The sequence below is a fragment of the Actinoplanes sp. L3-i22 genome (genome assembly GCF_019704555.1).
Classification (GTDB): domain Bacteria; phylum Actinomycetota; class Actinomycetes; order Mycobacteriales; family Micromonosporaceae; genus Actinoplanes.
In genome coordinates this window covers 2922501-2942269 of the sequence record NZ_AP024745.1, presented here as the reverse complement: position 1 = coordinate 2942269, position 19769 = coordinate 2922501, and the positions used below count along the sequence as shown (strand labels likewise).

The window sequence follows — 19769 nt, the reverse complement described above, 5'->3', positions numbered from 1 at the left end:
TCGCGCTGTCTTAGTCGAGTGTCTAGGCTGCCTCTGAGGAGGTTTCCTTGGCGGAGGAACATGACATAGGCGGCTCGACCGTGCGCCGGCTCCAGGTCGGCGCACATCTGCGCGCGCTGCGCCGGGCCAAGGGGTTGTCGCGCGAGCAGGCGGGCTACGTCATCCGCGCGTCCGAATCCAAGATCAGCCGCATGGAGCTGGGCCGGGTCGGCTTCAAGGAACGCGACATCGTCGACCTGCTCAAGCTCTACGGCGTCGAGGACCGGATCGAGCACGACCGGATGCTCACGCTGACCCGGGAGGCGAACGCGCCGAGCTGGTGGCATCAGTACGGCGACGTGCTGGACACCTGGTTCCAGAACTATCTGGACCTGGAGCAGGCGGCCGAGCTGATCCGGACGTACGAGGTGCAGTTCGTGCCGGGGCTGCTGCAGACCGACGCGTACGCCCGCGCGGTGATCAAGCTCGGCCACGGCAACGCCGACGCGGGCCAGATCGACCGGCGCGCCAACCTGCGGATGGAACGGCAGAAGGTGCTGCAGCGGGCCGACGCGCCGCGGCTCTGGGCGGTGCTCGACGAGGCGGCGCTGCGGCGGCCGATCGGCGGGCGGGCGGTGCTGCGCGAGCAGATCGTCGCGCTGATCGGGACGTGCGAGTCGCCGAACGTGCGGCTGCAGATCGTGCCGTTCGACTCCGGCGGGCACGCGGCGGCCGGTGGCGCGTTCAGCATCCTGCGCTTCCCGCACGAGGAACTGCCCGACGTGGTCTACATCGAGCACCTGACAAGCGCGCTCTACCTGGACAAGCGGGACGAGGTGGACAACTACGCGGCGGCGATCGGGCGGCTGTTCATCGAGGCGCAGCCGCCGGCCGAGACGCCCAAGTTCCTGAAACGCGTCCTCGACGAACTGGACGCCGGCCGCCTCTGAGGCCGGCTCCGGCGGCTCCGGCCGCCTTCGAGGCCGGCTCCGGCGCCGGTTCAGATCAAAATCGAATTGCTGCCCGGGTACGGGTGACGAGCGCGACCGTGCAGCGCGCCCGGTGCAGCAGATGCCGGCCGACCGACGGGCGCAGCCCGGCGAGCAGCGCGCGGCGCGACCGGGCCCCGGCCACCACGAGTTGAGCGCCGGTGGCCGCCTGGGCCAGCACCTCCCCCGGCGACCCGACCACCACCTCGGCGCTGACCGGCACGCCCGGGAAGCGCCGCCGCCAGCAGCCGACCATCGCCTCCAGCCGGCCGCGCTCCTCGGCGACCGCGCGCAGGTTCGTCTCGCAGAGCAGGTCCCGCCCGTCCGGCGGCGACCAGCCGTGCACCGCCCGGACCGGCACGCCCCGGACCGCGGCCTGCTCGAACGCGAAGCCCAGCACCGTACCGGCGGCCTCCGGCCCGTCCACCCCGGCCACCACCGGGTCGGTGACCCGGGGCTCACCGCGGACCACCACCACCGGGCAGCGGGCGTGCGCGCTCACCGAGCCGCTGGTGGTGCCGAGCCAGGCGCGCACCCCGCTGGGACGGCGTCCGCCGAGCACCACCAGGGCGGCGTCGGCGGCCCGCTGGATCAGGGCGACCGCGGCGGTGGAGTGCTCGACGCGGGCCCACACCCGTACCCCGGGATGGGTGCTCATCGCGGTGTCCACGGCCCGGCCGAGCATGTCGGTGACCGCGAGATCGGTGTCCAGGTCCGGGTAGACGGCCGCGGCGGGCATCATCGCGGCGGCCGGCACATAGCTGGGCCATTCGTACGCGTAGACCAGCTCCACCGGCATGCCGGTGCGCTCGGCCTCGTCGAAGGCCCAGCGAGCCGCCTTACGCGCCTCCACCGAGCCGTCGTAGCCCACCACGATCCTCTGGATCTGCACGGCGCCGCCTCCTCCCGCGCTACTGACCCCTGATAGTCGTTGCTGGACCCGCCGCGGGCAAGAGTGTGGGGCCCGTCACATTATGTGTCAATCGCTTCCATGTGGACAGCACCTCCGCCACTACTCATGGTTACCGGGATCACCGTTCCGTTGTTCGGGATCGGAAACATGGATTTGATGTTGGGCCGTTAGCCTCCTCGCGCCGCGCCAGGGTCGTCCGGCAATGCCATCCGGCGCCGTTTTCGCTTGAGGAGAATTTGAATGGCTGTGAAGGCCGAGTACCTGTGGACCGACGGAACCCAGCCGACCGCGAAGCTCCGGTCGAAGACCAAGATCCTGGCCGACGGCGAGCAGCCGCCGATCTGGGGTTTCGACGGTTCCAGCACCAACCAGGCGCCCGGTGACAAGTCGGACTGTGTGCTCCGCCCGGTGTTCGTCTGCCCGGACCCGATCCGTGGTGGCAAGAACATCCTGGTCCTGTGCGAGGTCGAGCTGATCGACGGCACCCCGCACCCGACCAACACCCGCGCCGCCTGCCGCGCGTCCGCCGAGAAGTACGCCGACCAGAAGGCGATCTTCGGCATCGAGCAGGAGTACACGTTCTTCAAGGACGGCCGCCCGCTCGGCTTCCCGGTCGGCGGTGGCTACCCGGCCCCGCAGGGCGGTTACTACTGCGGCGTCGGCGCGGACGAGGTCTTCGGCCGCGAGATCGTCGAGGAGCACATGGACGCGTGCCTGGCCGCCGGCCTGCACCTGTCCGGCATCAACGCCGAGGTCATGCCCGGCCAGTGGGAGTTCCAGATCGGCCCGGTCGGCGCCCCGCAGGTGGCCGACGAGCTGTGGGTGGCCCGCTGGCTGCTCTACCGCATCGCCGAGGACCACGGCGTGTCCGCCACCCTGGACCCGAAGCCGGTCAAGGGCGACTGGAACGGCGCCGGCGCGCACACCAACTTCTCCACCGAGGCGATGCGCGAGAACTACGACGCGATCATCACCGCCGCGGAGTCGCTGGGCAAGCGCCGCCAGGAGCACGTGGACGGCTACGGCGCCGGCATCGACCAGCGCCTGACCGGCCTGCACGAGACCGCCCCGTGGACCGAGTACAGCTACGGCGTGTCGGACCGCGGCGCGTCGGTGCGCATCCCGTGGCAGGTCGAGAAGGACGGCAAGGGTTACATCGAGGACCGCCGCCCGAACGCGAACGTGGACCCGTACGTGGTCACCCGCCTGCTGATCGACACCTGCTGCGAGGCGCTGGCCCAGGCCTGATCCCCGTCCAGCTCCGTTCGACGGACACGCGCGGGCGCCGCACCTCCGGGCGCCCGCGCGTGTTCCTTTCCGGTCCTGGAATACTCCGGTAGGCGCGTTTCGCGCCGTCGGGTGTCATGATGGGCCGGGCAGGGTTCCCCGTGGCAGGGAAAGGTACAACGGTCGATGGCGAGCTTCGAGGCGAGGACAGCCGCTGAGCCCGGCCGTGTCACCGTCTTCCTGGCCGGTGACTGCGATCTCACGGTCCGCGACCGGCTCACCGCCGCGCTGCTGGACGCGGTGAATCGCGCCGGCGCTGTCTTCGTCGACATGGCCGCGGTCGGCTTCCTCGACTCCACCGGCGTGCACGCCCTGGTCACCGCGCACCACGCGGCGCGGGGCCGGGCCGGGCACCTCTACGTGGTCAACGCCGACGGCCCGGTCGCCGCGGTCCTCGAGCTGACCGGGCTGGACGCGCTGCTGAAAGCGCCGGCCGAAGAGCGCCGCCATGCCTGAGCGGCCCACCGGCACCGAGCCCGACGACACGTCGCACACCGAACCCACCGCTACCGACGGCACGTCGCGGACCCAGCCCGCCGGCACCGACGACACGTCGCGGACCCAGCCCGCCGGCACCGACGGCATGTCCTACACCGAGCCCGACGACCTGCGCACCGTCCGGACGTTCGTCACCGAGCGGGCCCGGGCGCTCGGTCTCGCCGACGCCCGGATCGACCTGCTCACGCTCGCGGTCAGCGAGTTGACCACGAACACGCTGCAGCACACCGGCGGCGGCGGGCACATCCGGGTCTGGGCCGACGAGGGCCGCCTGGTCTGCGACGTCGTCGACGGCGGCGGCCCCCGCCCGTTCGGTCGCGCGATGCCCTCCGCGGAGGCGATCCGCGGCCGCGGCCTGGCCATCGTGGAGCGCATCTGCGACGCCGTCTACACGTCGTCGGTCCCCGGCGGCACCCTCGTCCGCATCTGCCTCAACCTCTCCTGACCCCCGCAAACCCCGCAAACCCGCCGCCGCCCCCGGCCCTTCCGCGCCACCCGCCCGCGAAACCCCGCAAGCCCGCCACCGCCCCCGGCCGCGCCGTGCAAGCCCGCCACCACCCCCGGCCGCGCCGCGCAAGCCCGCCACCGCCCCGGCCGCGCCGTGCCAGCCGCGCAAGCCCGCCACCGGCCCCGGCCGCGCCGTGCCAGCCGCCCCCGCGAGCCGCCCCCGCGAGCCGCGCCACGACCCCGAGCCCAGCCGCGATCCCGGCTTCGGCTGGCGCTCATGGCTCACTTTCGGTGCGCGAACAGCCCTCAACGCCAGCCGGGCCGGGAGGCGCGGCCGGGCCGGCACCACCGGCCGGCTCGCGTGGGTCCTTTGAAACCGCAACCACCCACGGACATCGCCCTGGAGGGCCTCGCGTTCTGGGCGCCCCGGCGCCCTTGCGAGGCCCGGAAGGGTCCCCGCGGGAGCGACGATCAGTTATTGGCCGCAGCCGAGGCAAGAAAGAATTTGATCCTAGGTTCGAGCCCGGACCGCGAGCGTGATCCTAGGTTTCGGACCCGGACCGCGAGCGTGATCCTAGGTTCGGACTCGGACGGCGAGCGTGCACGTGTCGTCGTCCGGGCTCGGCGCGTGCAGCAGCCGATGGATGGTCGGCAGCGCGTCCGCCCCCGGCGCCGCGGACACCGTGCTCAGATGCCCCCGCACCTCGGCGGACCGCCGCGCCACGTCCCCGCGCCGCTCGATCAGGCCGTCGGTGTAGAAGAGGATCAGATCCCCCGGCCGCAGGTGCGCGCTGGCCACCGGGAACTCGGCCTCGGCCGCGGCGCCGAGCAGCAGCCCGGGCGGCCGGTCGAGGTCGACGCTGTGCCCGTCGCGGCCCAGCATCGGCGCCATGTGCCCGGCGCGGGCCCAGGGCAGCAGCCTGGTCCCCGGATCGTAGACGCCGATCACCGCCGTCCCGGTGATGCCGAGCTGGGCGCAGAGCTGGTTGAGGTGCCGCAGCAGCATCCCGGGGTCGCGGATGCCGACGGCCAGCCAGGCGACCAGCGCGAACCGCAGGTGGGCCATCCCGCTGGCGGCCTCCAGGCCGTGCCCGGCGACGTCCCCGACGGCGAGGGCGACCTGCCCGTCCGGCAGCGTCTGCGCGTGGTACCAGTCGCCGCCGACCTGCAGCGCGCTCTCCGCCGGCAGGTAGCTGACCATCGCCTCGAGCCCGTCCAGCTCGAACGAGCCGGCCGGCACCGGCTGGATCATCTGCTGCAACTGGCGGGCCAGCCGGTGCTCGGCGAGCGCGGTCAGTTCGCCGACCCGGACCTGGTCGCTGAGCCGTTCGATCTCGGTGCGGGAGGCGACCCGGGCGGTGACGTCCTGCACCACCGCGGAGATCTTCATCGGCCGGCCGGTCGCGTCCCGGGCCAGGTCGGAGAGGATCCGCAGGTGCTTGATCCGGTCGTCGATGCGGAACCGGACGGTCACGTCGGAGGTGGCGCCGACGTCCAGTGTCTGCCAGGCGGTCTCGGCGATCCCGCGGTCCTCGGGCAGGATGCCGGCGGCCTGCTCGACCTGGGACATCGGGCCGTCGGCGGGCTCGCGGCGGAAAATCCGGTACATCCCCGGGGACCATTCGGAGCGGCCGGTGGCCAGTTCGTACTCCGCCCAGCCGAGGCTGCCGAGCAGTTCGGTGCTCTCCAGCCGGCGGCGGTGCTCGTCGACCCGGGTCCACCAGATGAGCAGGCCGCCGAGCACGCGGTGCACGCTGATCTCGAAGCGGGACCCGTCGTAGTCGAACTCGTCCATGCCGCCCGGCTCGCCGGTGGCCAGCACCTCGAGGTAGAGCCGCCACAGCGGGCCGTCCACGAGGGACGGATAGAGCTCGCGCAGCCGGGCGTCGACCCGCTGGGTGCCGCGGCCGTACATGTCCCGCACCTGATCGCTGGTCGCGGCGACCCGGAAGTCCGCCACCCGGCCGTCGTCGCCGGTGATCGGAAGCAGCCAGGTGCACCCGGCGGGCACGGCGGCCAGCAGTTCCCGGACCACCTGCTCGTCGGCCATCTTCGCAGCCTACCGGCGTTCGACCGGCGACGGTCAGACCGACTTGGGCAATACCGGCGAAAAGACATGAGACGGCTTCTAGAGTGGGTCCTGCCACGAGGGAGGGAACCGATGCAGCCGGACAGCATCGTCGCGGCGCCGCGTGGCCTGCTGGAGCGGGTCCTCGGCGACCGCAGCCTGCTCGTCAAGAGCACGATCACGGCGGCCTGCGTCGCGCTGGTCGCGGTGGCGGTGACCGTGGTGTCGCTGAGCCGGATGGCTCAGCTGCGCGACGACCTGCACACGATGAAGACCCACCACGTGGACAGCATGGAGCAGATCGCGAACATGCGTGAGGGCATGACCAACATGTTCCGCGGCATGCTGCTCGTCTCGTCCGGCCAGAGCTCGAAGAACGACCAGCTCTACCAGCTCGGGCTGAAGGGCGCGGCGGACGCCGACACGGAGATCGACACCTCGGTGACCGCCTACCGCGCGATCGCCACCGATTCCGGGGCCACCGACCGGCTGACCCGGCTCGACTCGTTCGCCACCGCGATGACCGGGTACCGGGCGCTGCGCGACGTGATCATTTTCGGCAAGGCGCCGCCGTCCGGGTTCCAGATGCCGGCCGCCGATCAGATCCTGCCCGCGTTCACCACCGCGGAGAACGGCATCAACACCGCGATGGCCGAGCTGCAGCAGGCCGAGGAGTCGGACGCGGACACGATGACCGCGACCGGGGACCGGGCGTACCAGCGGTCCCGCTGGATCACCCTGGCCGGCCTGGTGATCGGGTTCGTGGTGGCCGCGTTCGTCGGCTTCGGCGTGGCCCGGCTGATCCGCCGCCAGCTCGCGACCGTCTCGTCGGCGCTGCGCGCGGTCGCCGACGGGGACCTGACCGTCGCCGCCGAGGTGCGCTCCCGCGACGAGCTGGGCCAGATGGCGCAGGCGGTGAACCGGGCCCGGGAGGGTCTGCAGACCACGGTCCGGCAGCTCACCCACGACGCCGGCGCGCTCGGCACGGTCACCGAGCAGCTGACCGAGATCACCACCCGGCTGGAGGCCGAGGCCCGGGAGGCCGCCGAGCAGGCTGGGCTGGTGGCCGGCACGGCCGGCGACGTCTCCGCCAGCGTGCAGTCGGTGGCGGCGGGCAGCGATGAGATGGGCGCCTCGATCCGGGAGATCTCGGAGAACGCGAGCAGCGCCGCGCAGGTGGCGGCGTCCGCGGTCGGGGTCGCACAGGCCACCAACGACACGGTGGCCAAGCTCGGCACGTCGTCCGCGGAGATCGGCGACGTGGTCAAGACGATCACCTCGATCGCCGAGCAGACCAACCTGCTCGCCCTGAACGCGACGATCGAGGCGGCCCGCGCGGGTGAGGCCGGCAAGGGCTTCGCGGTGGTCGCCACCGAGGTCAAGGACCTGGCGCAGGAGACCGCGAAGGCCACCGAGGACATCTCGCAGCGGGTGCAGGCGATCCAGGCCGACACCGAGAACGCGGTGACCGCGATCCAGCAGATCTCCCGGATCATCTCGGAGATCAACGACTACCAGGTGACCATCGCCTCGGCGGTGGAGGAGCAGACCGCCACCACCAACGAGATGAGCCGCAGCATCGGCGAGGCGGCCAACGGCAGCTCCACGATCGCCGGCAACATCAACGCGGTGGCCAGCGCCGCGCACGCCACGACGTCCGCGCTCGGCGAGGCGGACGCGTCGATGGCCGAGCTCACCCGGGTCGCGGGCGAACTGCGGGACGTGGTCGCGCGCTTCCGTGTCTAGCTTTTCAGTGGCCGAGCAGCCGCTGCACCCGGCGCAGCAGCTCGGCCGGGTCGAGCGGCTTGACCAGGTAGTCCTCGGCCCCGACCACCTGCGCCAGCTCCATATCGGCCGGCTCACCCCGCCCGCTGATGAAGATCACCGGGATGTGGGCGGTCTGCGGCGACGAGTGCAATTCGTAGCAGAAGCCCAGCCCGTCCAACCCCGGCATGCACACGTCGAGCAGCACCAGCGCCGGCCGCTCCCCCACCGCGAGGGCCATCGCGGTCCGCCCGTCCGAGGCCATCAGGGTCCGGTAGCCGGCCGCCCGTAACTTCGTCCCGACCAGGTCACGGATGCTCTCGTCGTCGTCGGCGATCAGCACCGTGGGCGGCTCCAGAGCGGCCGACCAGTCGTCCATCGGCCAGGTCAGACCGGCTTCGGCGTCGCTGAACGTCAAGGCCGTGGTCGAGGACTGAGGCATCTCCGGCTCCTTCTGCGGTGGGACCCGTGAGATCGTCCGACCGAACCCGGTCCGCAGGGATCTCTCCGGTGCGATCGGGTTGCGGACGAGCCCTCGGCTTAGGTTAGGGTTACCTAAACCCGATCCGCTGGGAGGCGCTCGTGACCCAGACCGTTGTTCCGTCGACCGACGCGGTCCCGTTCCGGTTCTTCCCGGTCGAGGTGGCCCGGATCGTCCGGCTCAGCCCGAGCTTCGTGCGCGTCACGTTCACCGGCGACGATCTGGACAGGTTCGCCGACAACGGCTTCGACCAGCGGATCAAGCTGATCCTGCCGCTGCCCGGCGCGGGTCTCGACGACCTGCCCACCGGCGAGGACTGGTATACCCGGTGGCGTTCGCTGCCGGCCGACCGGCAGAACCCGATCCGGACGTACACGGTGCGCAAGGTCCGCGCGGCGGCCCGCGAGGTCGACGTGGACATGGTGCTGCACGGCGTCTCCGGCCCGGCCTCCCGCTGGGCGGTCGCCGCCGGCCCCGGCACGGTCGCCTGCCTGCTCGGGCCGAACGCGGCGTTCGCCGGTAACTCCGGCGGCATCGACTTCCACCCGGCGCCCGGCACCAACCGCGTCCTGCTGGTCGGCGACGAGACCGCCGTCCCGGCGATCGCCTCGATCCTGTCCCGCCTGCCCGCCGGCACCCGGGGCGAGGCCCTGCTGGAGGTCCCGGAGAGCGGCGACCAGCTGCTCCTCGACGCCCCGGCCGGCGTCCGCGTCACCTGGCTCCCCCGCGACGGCGCCGACCACGGCGTCAAGCTGGTCCCGGCCGTCCAGGCCGCCGCCGCCCACCTGCTCGGCGACGCCGCCGGCGTGACCACCGCCGACCTCGAGGACGTCGACGTCGACGAGGACCTGCTCTGGGAGGTCCCGGACGGCACCGAGGCCACCGACGGCTTCTACGCCTGGCTCGCCGGCGAGGCCGCCGTCATCAAGACCCTCCGCCGCCACCTGGTCGGCACCTGCGGGGTGGACCGGCGCGCGGTCGCCTTCATGGGCTACTGGCGCCTCGGCAAAGCCGAATGCTGAAGATCAAATTCATCATTGCCTACGCTGCGGCCAATAACTGATCGTCGCTCCCGCGGGGACCCTTCCGGGCCTCGCAAGGGCGCGGGGCGCCCAGAACGCGAGACCCTCCAGGGCGACGTCCGAGGGTGGTTGCGGTTTCAAAGGACCCGCACCACGGCCCGGCCGCGGCGCTGGCATGCTGGCCCGGTGCTCTCGCCCGCCCGGTCCCGGATCCTTGCCCAGGTCGCCGACGCGATCCCCGACCACGGCCGGGGCTTCGTCCGGGTCGGGGTGGACGGCCCGGACGGCTCGGGCAAGACGACCCTCGCCGACGAGCTGGCCACCACGCTCCGCGATCGGGGCCGCCCCGTGGTCCGCGTCTCGATCGACGACTTCCACCAGGTCCGCGCGCTCCGGCACCGCCGGGGCCGGGACTCCCCCGAGGGCTTCTGGTCGGACTCCTACGACTACCCCCGGTTCCGCGCCGACGTGCTGGACCCGTTCGGCCCGGACGGGACCGGCCGCTACCGGCCGGTGGCGCACGATCTGGCCACCGACGCCCGGCTCGAGCCCGACCCGCGGCCGGCCCCGCCCGGCACCGTCCTGATCGTCGACGGCATCTTCCTGCATCGCGACGAACTCGCCGGGAGCTGGGACTTCTCGCTGTTCCTGGAGGTGCCGTTCACCGAGACGGCCCGCCGGATGGCCGCCCGCGACGGCACGCCACCCGACCCGGCCGACCCCGGCATGCGCCGCTACGTGGACGGGCAGCGCCTCTACTTCGCGGCCTGCGCCCCGTGGCGCCGGGCCACCTGGGTGATCGACAACACCGACCCGGCCGCCCCGGTGCTCAGCCGGGCTTGATCACCTCCAGGCCGGTGACGGTGCCCTGGTAGTAGGTGCGGTCGATCGCGGTGCCCGCGGTCTGCAACGGGTTGACCAGGCCGTAGCCGAGCAGCGCCCGGTCGCTGACCACCCCGGTCCCGGCGTCGACCGCGGCCGCGTAGAAGCCGTTGAGCAGCCCGTCCTGGACCGCCGTGTAGAGCTTGCCGTCGGTGACCGAGAGCCGGGGCAGCGCCGCGCTGCGGGTCGTGGTGGACCAGGTGGTCGCGCAGCCGGTGCCGGCGGCGTCGACGTCGATCCGGGCCACGCCACCGTCGAAGTCGGCGTCAGCCGGAACGCTCTCGCCCGCGTCGTCGGGCAGGGCCGGATAGTCGTAGCCGTACGTGTTGGTGACGAAGACCGACCGCCCGCCGGCGACCGGGGCGTTCTCGGTGCCACTCGCGGCGACCGAGGTGAACAGCGGCTGCACGCACAGCGGACTGCCCGCGCCGTCGGTGCGCAGGACGATCAGGTTCATGTGCGGGTCGGCGTTGTCGGTGATCGCGACGTACTCGTAGCCGGTGGCCGGGCCGAAGAAGACCGGGGTCGCGCCGCTGCCCCAGGAGAGCTGCCCGGGCTTGCGGGCCGGGCCGCGGTCATAGGCGTAGCGCCACCGCAGCGTCGGCGCCGCCGTGGTGGTGTCGAAGACGTAGAGCGCGTGATCGCTGGTCACCGCGAAGCGACCGGGAACCGTCGAGACGCTGTTCGCGACCTTCTCCCCGGCCGGCAGCTGGTAGGTGGCGGTCACCCCGGTGGCCGGGGTGACCGCGCCGACCGTGCCGGCCGCGGTGACGAACCAGACCCGGCCGTCGTAGGCCGGGATCACCCCGACCACCGCGTCACCGGTGGCGATCGCCGCGGCCAGCGACGTCCGCCCGGTGACGGTCAGCGTGGTCGCCGTGTGGGCGATCCGCAGCAGGTCGCGGTCGCCGTCGACGATGACGACCCGATCCTGGTCGTCGAGGTACGCGTAGACCCCGCCGAGCAGCGACCCCTTCGTGATCGACAGCGACGCGACCGCGGCGCCGGTGCTCTTGTCGAGCAGCTTGAGGCTGGGCGCCTGTCCGATGTACTCGGTGCAGAGCGCGAGCAGCGCCCCGTCCCGCCCGTGCAGCAGGGTGGGGCAGGCCGCGAGCAGCGTCGAGCGGGTCACCGTGACCGCGCTGCCGGCGAATCCGGCCCCGGTGAACGTCTTCGCCGACGCGCTGTCGCCGTGCGTGGTGGCGCCGCCGGCCGGCGCGGTGTACGGATTCTGCGGCGCGGCCGGCCCGAACGTGCCGGTGGCGGCGTGCGCGGGGGTGCCGCCGAGCGCGGCGCCGGCCAGCAGCCCGGCGACGATGACGGCGGCCGAACGGCCTCGATGCGTGGACACTGTCTCTCCCGGTAAACAGGCGTTTACAAACGTCGATCCGAAGCCTAGCCACAGCCGCTCACGTAGGTCAACATCCCTATAGGAGATGTAGGAAACTGGACGGCGGGTCTGACCGCAACCACCCTCGGACGTCGCCCTGGAGGGTCTCGTGTTCTGGGCGCCCCGGCGCCCTTGCGAGGCCCGGAAGGGTCCCCGCGGGAGCGACGATCAGTTATTGGCCGCAGCGTAGGAAATGATGAATGTGATTTTGCCCGCGATCGTGTGATTCCGCCCCGGAAGAACCGGACGTAGCCTTTCCGCAGGAACCGGCCGGCCTCTGCTCAAGAACTGACAGACAGCCCGTCGCCGCCGGTGTCAATGTCTGCGGAGGGCCGGCGATTCCGAGGGGGGCTCGTGCCGATCTGTTTCTTCATTCCGTCGCACATCACCGATCACCTCGCGCGCGCGGCCCGCGCGCAGGGCCTGGACGCCGACGCCGCGCAGCGCACCGCGGTGGCCTCCGCCGCGGTCCGGCAGCAGCGCCGCACCATGGCCGCGACCAGCCTGGTCGCGGTGACCGCGCCGATTCCGGGCCGCGGCGACCGGCAGATCTTCGACGATCGGGGCACGTTCGAGACCGGGGTCCGGCCGGTCCGCGGCGAGGGCGACAAACCGGTGAACGCGGTCAACGTGAATGCCGCCCATGACGCCCTGGGTGCCACCCGGGATTTCTATCGGGAGGTGCTGGGCCGCGATTCCATCGACAATGCCGGATCGACGTTGATCGGCGACGTGAATTTCGGCGACAGCTACGGCAACGCTTTCTGGGACGGCACCCGGATGGTCTTCGGGAACGGCGACGGTCAGGTCTTCCAGGATTTCACCCGGGATGTCGGCGTCTGCGCGCACGAACTGTCGCACGGCGTCACGCAATACACCGCCGGGCTGGCCTACACCGAGCAGTCCGGGGCGATGAACGAGGCGTTCTCCGACATCTTCGGCGCGTGCGTCGATCAATACGTGCACAAGCTGGACGCCGGCGAGCACAACTGGCTGATCGGCGAGGAGCTCATGGCGGAGCGGATGTACGGCGAGGCGATCCGCTCGATGGCCCACCCGGGAACCGCCTACGACAACCCGGTGCTCGGCAAGGATCCGCAGGCCGCGCACATGTCGCAGTACGTGCCGAACGGCGACCCGCACGTCAACAGCGGCATCGTGAATCGCGCGTTCTATCTGACCGCGATCGAGCTCGGCTCGTTCCCGGCCGCCCGGGTCTTCTACGCGGCCTTGCGGGGATTGTGGCCGCGGGCGCAATTCACGGATGGCGCCTACCTCTGTGCCGAACAGGCCCGGATTCTCGCCCGGGACGGCCGGATCGGCCGCAATGCCCCGCAGACCGTGCGCGCCGCCTTCCGCGCGGTCGGCATCAACTAGGTCCGGGAGCTCCTAAGCTCACCCGGGCCTGGACCGATGGTCGGGCCATGACGGTCGCCCGCTACGCCGCCCGGACCGCCGCGTTCGCGGTCACGTATCTGCTCGCCTTCTGGGCGGGGGCGTTCCTCTTCCTGTCGCCGCTGCCGGTGGCCGCGCTGTGGATGCTCGTCCAGGGCCGGTGGGGACTGCGGCGTTTCGACGTGATCACTCTCGTCACGGCCACCACGGTGGCCGGCATCCTGGGCGGCACCCACCTGCTGTCCTCGCTCGGGCTGGCCGCGATGGTCACCCTGCCCGCGCTGATGTTCGCGGTCCTGGTCGACCGCTGGGCGCCGGGCTGGTGGCAGGGCCACGGTGATCGCTTCCGGTCACCGCAGTCCCGCCTCGTCCGGATCGCCGGAGCCGCCGCGCTGAGCGTCGCCGCCTACCTGGTGCTGCAGGCGGTGCTGATGCCGGGCATCTCGGCGTTCGCGGTGATCTTCACCCTGGTCCGCGACGTCGCCGCGATCCTGCTGCTGACGCTCGCCGGCCGGGTGCTGGCCCGAAAACTGTCGGCGGCTCCTGCTACCGTCGCGCCGCTGGTTCGAGCGGGAGACAGGAGCCACCGATGACCTTTCACCACAACGACGAGACCTTCGCCGGCCTACCGGTGACCCAGTTCCCGGCCGAGGGCGTCACCGGCCCGGTCGCCTGGCGGGTCGATTTCCAGGATGAGGACGTCAACGATCAGGAGGTCCTCTCCGAGGGCTTCCGGGCCGTCTTCGAGACGTTCGTCGCCGAGCACGGCGCGACCGCGGAGGCGCTGGTCATCGGCTCGTGGGGCTACGCGGCGTTCGCCCCGGCCCCGCTGCAGCAGCTGCAGGAGTCGGCCGCCCGCCTGCCCCGGCTGCGCGCGCTGTTCCTCGGCGACATCACGTTCGACGAGTGCGAGGTCTCCTGGATGAAGGTGGGCGACGTGAGCCCGCTGATCACCGCGTTCCCGCGACTGGAGACGCTGCAGGTGCGCGGCGGGGAGGACTTCCGGTTCAGCCCGGTGGCCAGCGGGAGCCTGCGCCGCCTGGTCGTGCAGAGCGGTGGCCTGCCGGCCGCGTTCAGCACCGCGGTGCTCGCCTCGAAGTTTCCGAACCTGACCGATCTGGAGCTGTGGCTCGGCACCCCCGACTACAACGGCGACACCCGGCTCGCCGACCTGCGCGGGGTGCTCGACGGCACGCTCTTCCCGCAGCTGCGCCGCCTCGGCCTGCGCAACGCGGAGATCGCCGACGAGCTCGCCGCCGCGGTCGCCCAGGCGCCGGTGGTGGCCCGGCTCGAGTCGCTCGACCTGTCGATGGGCGTGCTCAGCGACCGGGGCGCGACCGCGCTGCTGGCCGGTCAGCCCCTGACCCACCTGCGCGAGCTGAACCTGAAGCACCACTACATGTCGGAGGAGACCGCGGCCGCCGTGGTCGCCGCGCTGCCGGAGACCGCCGTCGACGTCAGCGAGCCGCAGGGCGCGGACGATGACGACCGGTACGTCGCCGTCTCGGAGTGACATGCGCTCACTGATCGGCACCCACGACATCCTCCTGGTCACCCTCGACACGCTGCGCTACGACGTGGCCGCCGAGCTGGCCGCCGCCGGGCGCACGCCGCACCTGGCCCGGGTCCTGCCCGGTGGCGCCTGGGAACGGCGGCACTCGCCGGCCAGCTTCACCTACGCCGCGCACCACGCGTTCTTCGCCGGCTTCCTGCCCACCCCCGGCTCCCCCGGCGACCACGACCGGCTCTACGCCGCGGCGTTCCCCGGCAGCGCGACGTCCGGCCCGGACACCTGGGTCTTCGACGCGCCCGACCTGCCCACCGCGCTCGCCGAGGCCGGCTATCACACGCTCTGCCTGGGCGGTGTCGGCTTCTTCAACCGGCGGACCGCGCTCGGCGCGGTGCTGCCCGGGCTGTTCACCGAGGCGCACTGGGAGCCGTCGTTCGGGGTGACCGCGCCGGACTGTCTCGGCGCCCAGCTCGATCAGCTGGAGCGCTCGCTCGCCGCGGTCCCGGCCGGGCAGCCGGCGTTCACGTTCCTCAACGTGGCCGCGATGCACCAGCCGAACCGGCACTACGCGGGGCGGGCAACCGATGACCGGGCCAGCCACGCCGCCGCCCTGGAATACGTCGACGGCCTGATGCCCCGGCTGTTCGGCCTGGTCAGCGGGCGGGGGCGGCCGGTCTTCGCGATCCTGTGCTCGGACCACGGCACGGCCTACGGGGAGGACGGCCACACCGGCCACCGTCTCGGTCACGAGGTGGTGTGGACGGTGCCGTTCGCGCAGTTCACCCTGGCCGCGTCATGATCAGTAACTCGCCGTACCAGGGCTATCTGTACGCCTATCCGCACAAGACGTCGTACCGTCCGCTCGACCCGCGCCCGGCGCTCGCCGACGTGTGGCGCGACGAGCCGACGGACGCGCTCTTCCTGTACGTGCACATCCCGTTCTGCGAGATGCGCTGCGGCTTCTGCAACCTGTTCACCCGGGCCAACGCGCCCGCCGAGCAGGTCACCGCGTACCTGCGGCAACTCCGGGTCCAGGCGTCGCGGGTCGCGCTCGACGAGGCGGCCTTCGTCCGGGCCGCGTTCGGCGGCGGCACCCCCACCTATCTGGACGCCACCGAGCTGGCCGACCTGTTCGACATCTGCACCGGCGTCCTGGGCGCGCGGATGCCCGGCATCCCGCTCTCCGTCGAGACGTCGCCGGCCACCGCCACGCCGGACCGGCTGGAGGTGCTGACCGCGTTCGGGGCGACCCGGGTCAGCATCGGCGTGCAGAGCTTCCTGGACGCCGAGGCGCACGCCGCCGGCCGCCCGCAGCGCCGGGCCGACGTCGAGCGGGCGCTGGGCGCGATCCGGGACGCCCGGGTGCCGGTGCTGAACCTCGACCTGATCTACGGCATCGACGGCCAGACCCCGGAGTCCTGGCAGCTCAGTCTGGACGCGGCGCTCGGCTGGCGGCCCGAGGAGATCTTCCTCTACCCGCTCTACGTGCGCCCGCTCACCGGGCTCGGCCGGCGCGCGGCCAGTCGCGACGACTGGGACGCGTCCCGGCTCGCGCTCTACCGGCAGGGACGGGACACACTGCTCGCGGCCGGCTACCGGCAGGAGTCGATGCGCCAGTTCCGGCTCCCGGCGGTCACCGCCGACGACGGGCCGGACTACTCCTGTCAGGACGACGGCATGATCAGCCTGGGGTGCGGCGCCCGGTCGTACACGCGGGACCTGCACTACTCGTTCGACTACGCGGTCGGCATCAGCGAGGTCCGCGCGGTGCTCGACGACTACCTGTCCCGGCCGGCGGCCGATTTCGGGTACGCCGAGGTCGGTTTCCGCCTGGACGAGGTGGAGCAGCGACGACGATGGCTGATCAAGTCCCTGCTGCGGACCGAGGGCATTGATCCGTACGGGTACCGCAAGCGCTTCGGAACCGATCCGGCGGCCGACTTCCCGCAGCTCGCGCAGTTGACCGAGGCCGGCCTGGCGGAACCCGGCGGCCTGCGGCTCACCCCGGCCGGGCTGGAGCGCTCGGACGCGATCGGCCCGTGGTTCACCTCCGACCCGGTGCGCTCGGCGATGGCCGGATACCGCCCGCGATGAACCTTTCCGTGCTCTACCGCGGGCCGCTGGCCAGTTGCAACTACGACTGTCCGTACTGCCCGTTCGCCAAGCGGCACGACCCGCCCGCGCTGCTGCGGGAGGACCGCGCCGCCCTCGAACGCTTCACCGGCTGGGCCGCCGAGACCACCGACGTGCGCCTGTCCGTCCTGTTCACCCCGTGGGGCGAGGGCCTGACCCGCAGCTGGTACCGGGACGCGATGGTCACCCTGTCGCACCTCCCGCACGTCGACCGGGTGGCGATCCAGACGAACCTGGCGATCCGCCCCGACTGGCTGGCCGCGGCCGATCCGGCGAAAGCCGCGCTGTGGGCCACCTACCACCCCGGGCAGGTCACCCGGGAGCGCTTCCTGGCCCGCTGCGCCGCGCTGCTGGCGATGGGCGTGCGCTTCTCGGTCGGCGTCGTCGGCTTCCCCGAGCACCTGGCGGAGGCCCACGCCCTGCGCGCCGCCCTCCCGGAGCAGGTCTACCTCTGGGTCAACGCCGCCGAGGGCAAGCGTTACACCCCTGAGGAGGAAGCGAGCTGGACGGAGCTGGACCCGCTCTTCGGCCACAGCGTCCGCCCGCACGTCTCGCTCGACCAGCCGTGCCACGCCGGCGAGACCGCGATCTCGGTCCTCGGCGACGGTTCCGTCCGCCGTTGCCATTTCATTCAAAAGACAATTGCGAATTTGTACGACGGGAGCTGGCGGGCCGCGCTGCGCCCGCGCCCCTGCGTGAACGCCATCTGTGACTGTCACATCGGATACGTCCACCTGAAACCGCTCGGCCTGTACGACGTCTTCGCCGGCGGCGTCCTCGAACGCATCCCGGCCGTCTGGCCCCTGCCCCCTTCGCCCGGATCCAGCCGCGCCGGTTATGTCGGTTCAGAGACAACCGGATAGTCACCGCTGACCACTGCTGGTGCCAGCATGGGCCACGAGCCAAGCTGTCCGAGAGGTGAGCGATGACCACCAGCGCACTCAATCGGATCCGCACCACACCGGCCGGCCCAGGTCATCGCCTGCGCTGAGGCGCGGACCCATCACCACCGCCCGCTCCCGGGCTGTGGCATCGCGCGGTCGTTCCGCCGAGCCTCGGCGAGTACCACCATCGTGGACAGCGGACCCGAGTTCGGCGTTTCCCAAGGGTGGCGTTGATTCGGCGTACATCGAAAGGGCTTGACTTTTGGGGTGGAATTTCGGCATGTAGGGCGGGAGGGATCGAGGGGAGCACGGGGGCCGAGCGGTTACAGGAGGGGCGATGCGGATCAGTGACATTCTGCGGGTCAAGGGCGAGAACGTGGTGACGGTGCCGCCGGACATGCCGGTGGAGGGCCTGATCAGCGAACTGGCCCGGCACCGGATCGGCGCCGCGGTGGTGTCCCGCGACGGCACCGCGGTCGACGGGATCGTCAGCGAGCGGGACGTGGTGCGCGCCCTGGCCGAGCGCGGTCCGGCCGTGCTCGCCGAGCCGGTCAGCACCATCCAGACCACCCAGGTGCGAACGGTCTCACCCGAGGCCCAGCTGGAGGACGTGGAACGGCTGATGACCGAGCAGCGCTTCCGCCACGTGCCGGTCGTCGTCGACGGCCACCTGGCCGGCGTCGTCAGCATCGGCGACGTGGTCAAGAACCGCATCGACGAGCTGGAAACCGAACGCAGCACCCTCGCCGACTACATCACCGGCGAACGCACCTGACAAAGCCAGCTGTTGCCGGCCGCCAATTCCGGACACCAAGCCCCGGCCGCCGATTCCAGCCACCGACCTCGGCCGCCGGTCTCGGCCGCCGGTCTCGGCCGCCGATTTCAGCCGCCGATTTCAGCGGCTGATCTCGGCCGCTGATCTCGGCCGCCAAAGAGTTTTCGGGCAAAAAGAAAAGGCCCACCCCGGATGGGGTGGGCCTTTTCTGAAGTTAAGTCCGGCGGCGTCCTACTCTCCCACACCCTCCCGAGTGCAGTACCATCGGCGCTGGAGGGCTTAGCTACCGGGTTCGGAATGTGACCGGGCGTTTCCCCTCCGCTATGACCACCGTAACAACGGTCAGCGGTAGAACAAACCAGCAACCCTCACATCAGCATGTCGCTGATGGTGTTGGGGTGGTTGTTCGTTTGCTGTGAATCACACAGTGGACGCAAGTAAAATGTTTAGGGTGGTTAAGCCCTCGGCCTATTAGTACCGGTCAACTCAACACGTTACCGTGCTTACATCTCCGGCCTATCAACCCAGTAGTCTAGCTGGGAGCCTTACCCACTCAAGGTGGTGGGATACCTCATCTCGAAGCAGGCTTCCCGCTTAGATGCTTTCAGCGGTTATCCCTTCCGAACGTAGCCAACCAGCCATGCTCCTGGCGGAACAACTGGCACACCAGAGGTTCGTCCGTCCCGGTCCTCTCGTACTAGGGACAGCCCTTCTCAAGTATCCAACGCGCACGGCGGATAGGGACCGAACTGTCTCACGACGTTCTAAACCCAGCTCGCGTACCGCTTTAATGGGCGAACAGCCCAACCCTTGGGACCTGCTACAGCCCCAGGATGCGACGAGCCGACATCGAGGTGCCAAACCATCCCGTCGATATGGACTCTTGGGGAAGATCAGCCTGTTATCCCCGGGGTACCTTTTATCCGTTGAGCGACACCGCTTCCACACGCAAGTGCCGGATCACTAGTCCCGACTTTCGTCCCTGCTCGACCCGTCAGTCTCACAGTCAAGCTCCCTTGTGCACTTACACTCAACACCTGATTGCCAACCAGGCTGAGGGAACCTTTGGGCGCCTCCGTTACCCTTTAGGAGGCAACCGCCCCAGTTAAACTACCCACCAGACACTGTCCCTCGACCCGATCAGGGCCGCAAGTTAGATACCCAAACCCAACAGAGTGGTATTTCAACAATGACTCCACCCGAACTGGCGTCCGAGCTTCACAGTCTCCCACCTATCCTACACAATCGAATTCAGATACCAATGTCAAGCTATAGTAAAGGTCCCGGGGTCTTTCCGTCCTGCCGCGCGTAACGAGCATCTTTACTCGTACTGCAATTTCGCCGGGCCTGTG

The 19769-nt window shown here is 71.0% G+C and carries 18 protein-coding genes and 2 rRNA genes (1 of these 20 only partly in view); 14 read left to right on the top strand and 6 right to left on the bottom strand.

Annotated elements, in window-relative coordinates:
* Positions 1 to 47 precede the first annotated feature (47 nt).
* Positions 48 to 929 carry a helix-turn-helix transcriptional regulator gene (locus L3i22_RS13075; protein WP_221327221.1) on the top strand — a complete coding sequence of 294 codons (882 nt, stop codon included), beginning with the start codon at positions 48 to 50 and terminating at the stop codon, positions 927 to 929.
* Positions 930 to 984: 55 nt separating this feature from the next.
* Here the strand turns inward: L3i22_RS13075 and L3i22_RS13070 are convergent, their stop codons facing one another.
* On the bottom strand, positions 985 to 1860 hold the full coding sequence (locus L3i22_RS13070; RefSeq protein ID WP_221327220.1) for a universal stress protein: 876 nt from the start codon (positions 1858 to 1860) through the stop codon (positions 985 to 987).
* Between the two features lie 261 nt (positions 1861 to 2121).
* Between L3i22_RS13070 and glnII the strand changes: the two genes are divergently transcribed.
* From glnII to L3i22_RS13055, 3 genes are all read left to right on the top strand, one after another.
* Positions 2122 to 3129 (top strand): glutamine synthetase, encoded by a 1008-nt coding sequence (glnII, locus tag L3i22_RS13065; protein WP_221327219.1) that lies wholly within the window; start codon positions 2122 to 2124, stop codon positions 3127 to 3129.
* A gap of 165 nt (positions 3130 to 3294) precedes the next feature.
* Entirely contained in the window at positions 3295 to 3624 is a 330-nt protein-coding gene (locus L3i22_RS13060; RefSeq protein WP_221327218.1) for an STAS domain-containing protein, read from the top strand.
* The gene (locus L3i22_RS13055; protein ID WP_255658186.1) at positions 3617 to 4111 is read left to right on the top strand and encodes an ATP-binding protein; all 495 of its coding nucleotides are present in this window, start codon (positions 3617 to 3619) and stop codon (positions 4109 to 4111) included. The genes L3i22_RS13060 and L3i22_RS13055 overlap by 8 nt, the downstream gene beginning before the upstream one ends.
* 576 nt (positions 4112 to 4687) lie before the next feature.
* Here L3i22_RS13055 and L3i22_RS13050 read toward each other — a convergent pair.
* On the bottom strand, positions 4688 to 6163 hold the full coding sequence (locus tag L3i22_RS13050) for a PP2C family protein-serine/threonine phosphatase (protein ID WP_221327217.1): 1476 nt from the start codon (positions 6161 to 6163) through the stop codon (positions 4688 to 4690).
* A gap of 111 nt (positions 6164 to 6274) precedes the next feature.
* Between L3i22_RS13050 and L3i22_RS13045 the strand changes: the two genes are divergently transcribed.
* On the top strand, positions 6275 to 7927 hold the full coding sequence (locus L3i22_RS13045) for a methyl-accepting chemotaxis protein (RefSeq protein ID WP_221327216.1): 1653 nt from the start codon (positions 6275 to 6277) through the stop codon (positions 7925 to 7927).
* A gap of 4 nt (positions 7928 to 7931) precedes the next feature.
* On the opposite strand, the gene L3i22_RS13040 is transcribed toward L3i22_RS13045, so the two are convergent.
* Positions 7932 to 8387 carry a PleD family two-component system response regulator gene (locus L3i22_RS13040; RefSeq protein WP_221327215.1) on the bottom strand — a complete coding sequence of 152 codons (456 nt, stop codon included), beginning with the start codon at positions 8385 to 8387 and terminating at the stop codon, positions 7932 to 7934.
* Positions 8388 to 8527: 140 nt separating this feature from the next.
* Here L3i22_RS13040 and L3i22_RS13035 point away from each other — a divergent pair, with 140 nt between their 5' ends.
* Positions 8528 to 9448 carry a siderophore-interacting protein gene (locus L3i22_RS13035; RefSeq protein ID WP_221327214.1) on the top strand — a complete coding sequence of 307 codons (921 nt, stop codon included), beginning with the start codon at positions 8528 to 8530 and terminating at the stop codon, positions 9446 to 9448.
* 186 nt (positions 9449 to 9634) lie between these two features.
* Entirely contained in the window at positions 9635 to 10291 is a 657-nt protein-coding gene (locus tag L3i22_RS13030) for a uridine kinase (protein ID WP_255658185.1), read from the top strand.
* On the opposite strand, the gene L3i22_RS13025 is transcribed toward L3i22_RS13030, so the two are convergent.
* The gene (locus L3i22_RS13025; protein ID WP_221327213.1) at positions 10278 to 11681 is read right to left on the bottom strand and encodes a hypothetical protein; all 1404 of its coding nucleotides are present in this window, start codon (positions 11679 to 11681) and stop codon (positions 10278 to 10280) included. The two genes, L3i22_RS13030 and L3i22_RS13025, sit on opposite strands and share 14 nt — an antisense overlap.
* A gap of 393 nt (positions 11682 to 12074) precedes the next feature.
* Between L3i22_RS13025 and L3i22_RS13020 the strand changes: the two genes are divergently transcribed.
* The 7 genes from L3i22_RS13020 (at position 12075) to L3i22_RS12990 (ending at position 18417) form a co-directional block, all read left to right on the top strand.
* Positions 12075 to 13097 (top strand): M4 family metallopeptidase, encoded by a 1023-nt coding sequence (locus tag L3i22_RS13020; protein WP_221327212.1) that lies wholly within the window; start codon positions 12075 to 12077, stop codon positions 13095 to 13097.
* 47 nt (positions 13098 to 13144) lie between these two features.
* Positions 13145 to 13708, top strand: coding sequence for a hypothetical protein (locus L3i22_RS13015; protein WP_221327211.1), 564 nt, complete (start codon positions 13145 to 13147; stop codon positions 13706 to 13708).
* Positions 13705 to 14628 carry an STM4015 family protein gene (locus L3i22_RS13010; protein ID WP_221327210.1) on the top strand — a complete coding sequence of 308 codons (924 nt, stop codon included), beginning with the start codon at positions 13705 to 13707 and terminating at the stop codon, positions 14626 to 14628. Before L3i22_RS13015 ends, L3i22_RS13010 begins: the two co-directional genes overlap by 4 nt.
* A gap of 1 nt (position 14629) precedes the next feature.
* Entirely contained in the window at positions 14630 to 15424 is a 795-nt protein-coding gene (locus tag L3i22_RS13005; RefSeq protein ID WP_221327209.1) for an STM4013/SEN3800 family hydrolase, read from the top strand.
* Complete coding sequence (locus L3i22_RS13000; RefSeq protein ID WP_221327208.1) at positions 15421 to 16719, top strand: STM4012 family radical SAM protein; 1299 nt, start codon at positions 15421 to 15423, stop codon at positions 16717 to 16719. The genes L3i22_RS13005 and L3i22_RS13000 overlap by 4 nt, the downstream gene beginning before the upstream one ends.
* Positions 16716 to 17621 carry an STM4011 family radical SAM protein gene (locus L3i22_RS12995; protein ID WP_221327207.1) on the top strand — a complete coding sequence of 302 codons (906 nt, stop codon included), beginning with the start codon at positions 16716 to 16718 and terminating at the stop codon, positions 17619 to 17621. The genes L3i22_RS13000 and L3i22_RS12995 overlap by 4 nt, the downstream gene beginning before the upstream one ends.
* A gap of 358 nt (positions 17622 to 17979) precedes the next feature.
* A complete protein-coding gene (locus L3i22_RS12990) occupies positions 17980 to 18417 on the top strand; it encodes a CBS domain-containing protein (protein ID WP_221327206.1) in 438 nt (145 codons plus the stop codon).
* 218 nt (positions 18418 to 18635) lie between these two features.
* On the opposite strand, the gene rrf is transcribed toward L3i22_RS12990, so the two are convergent.
* Positions 18636 to 18752, bottom strand: a 5S ribosomal RNA gene (gene rrf, locus L3i22_RS12985).
* Between the two features lie 116 nt (positions 18753 to 18868).
* A 23S ribosomal RNA gene (locus tag L3i22_RS12980) occupies positions 18869 to 19769 on the bottom strand; it runs 2178 nt beyond the window's last position.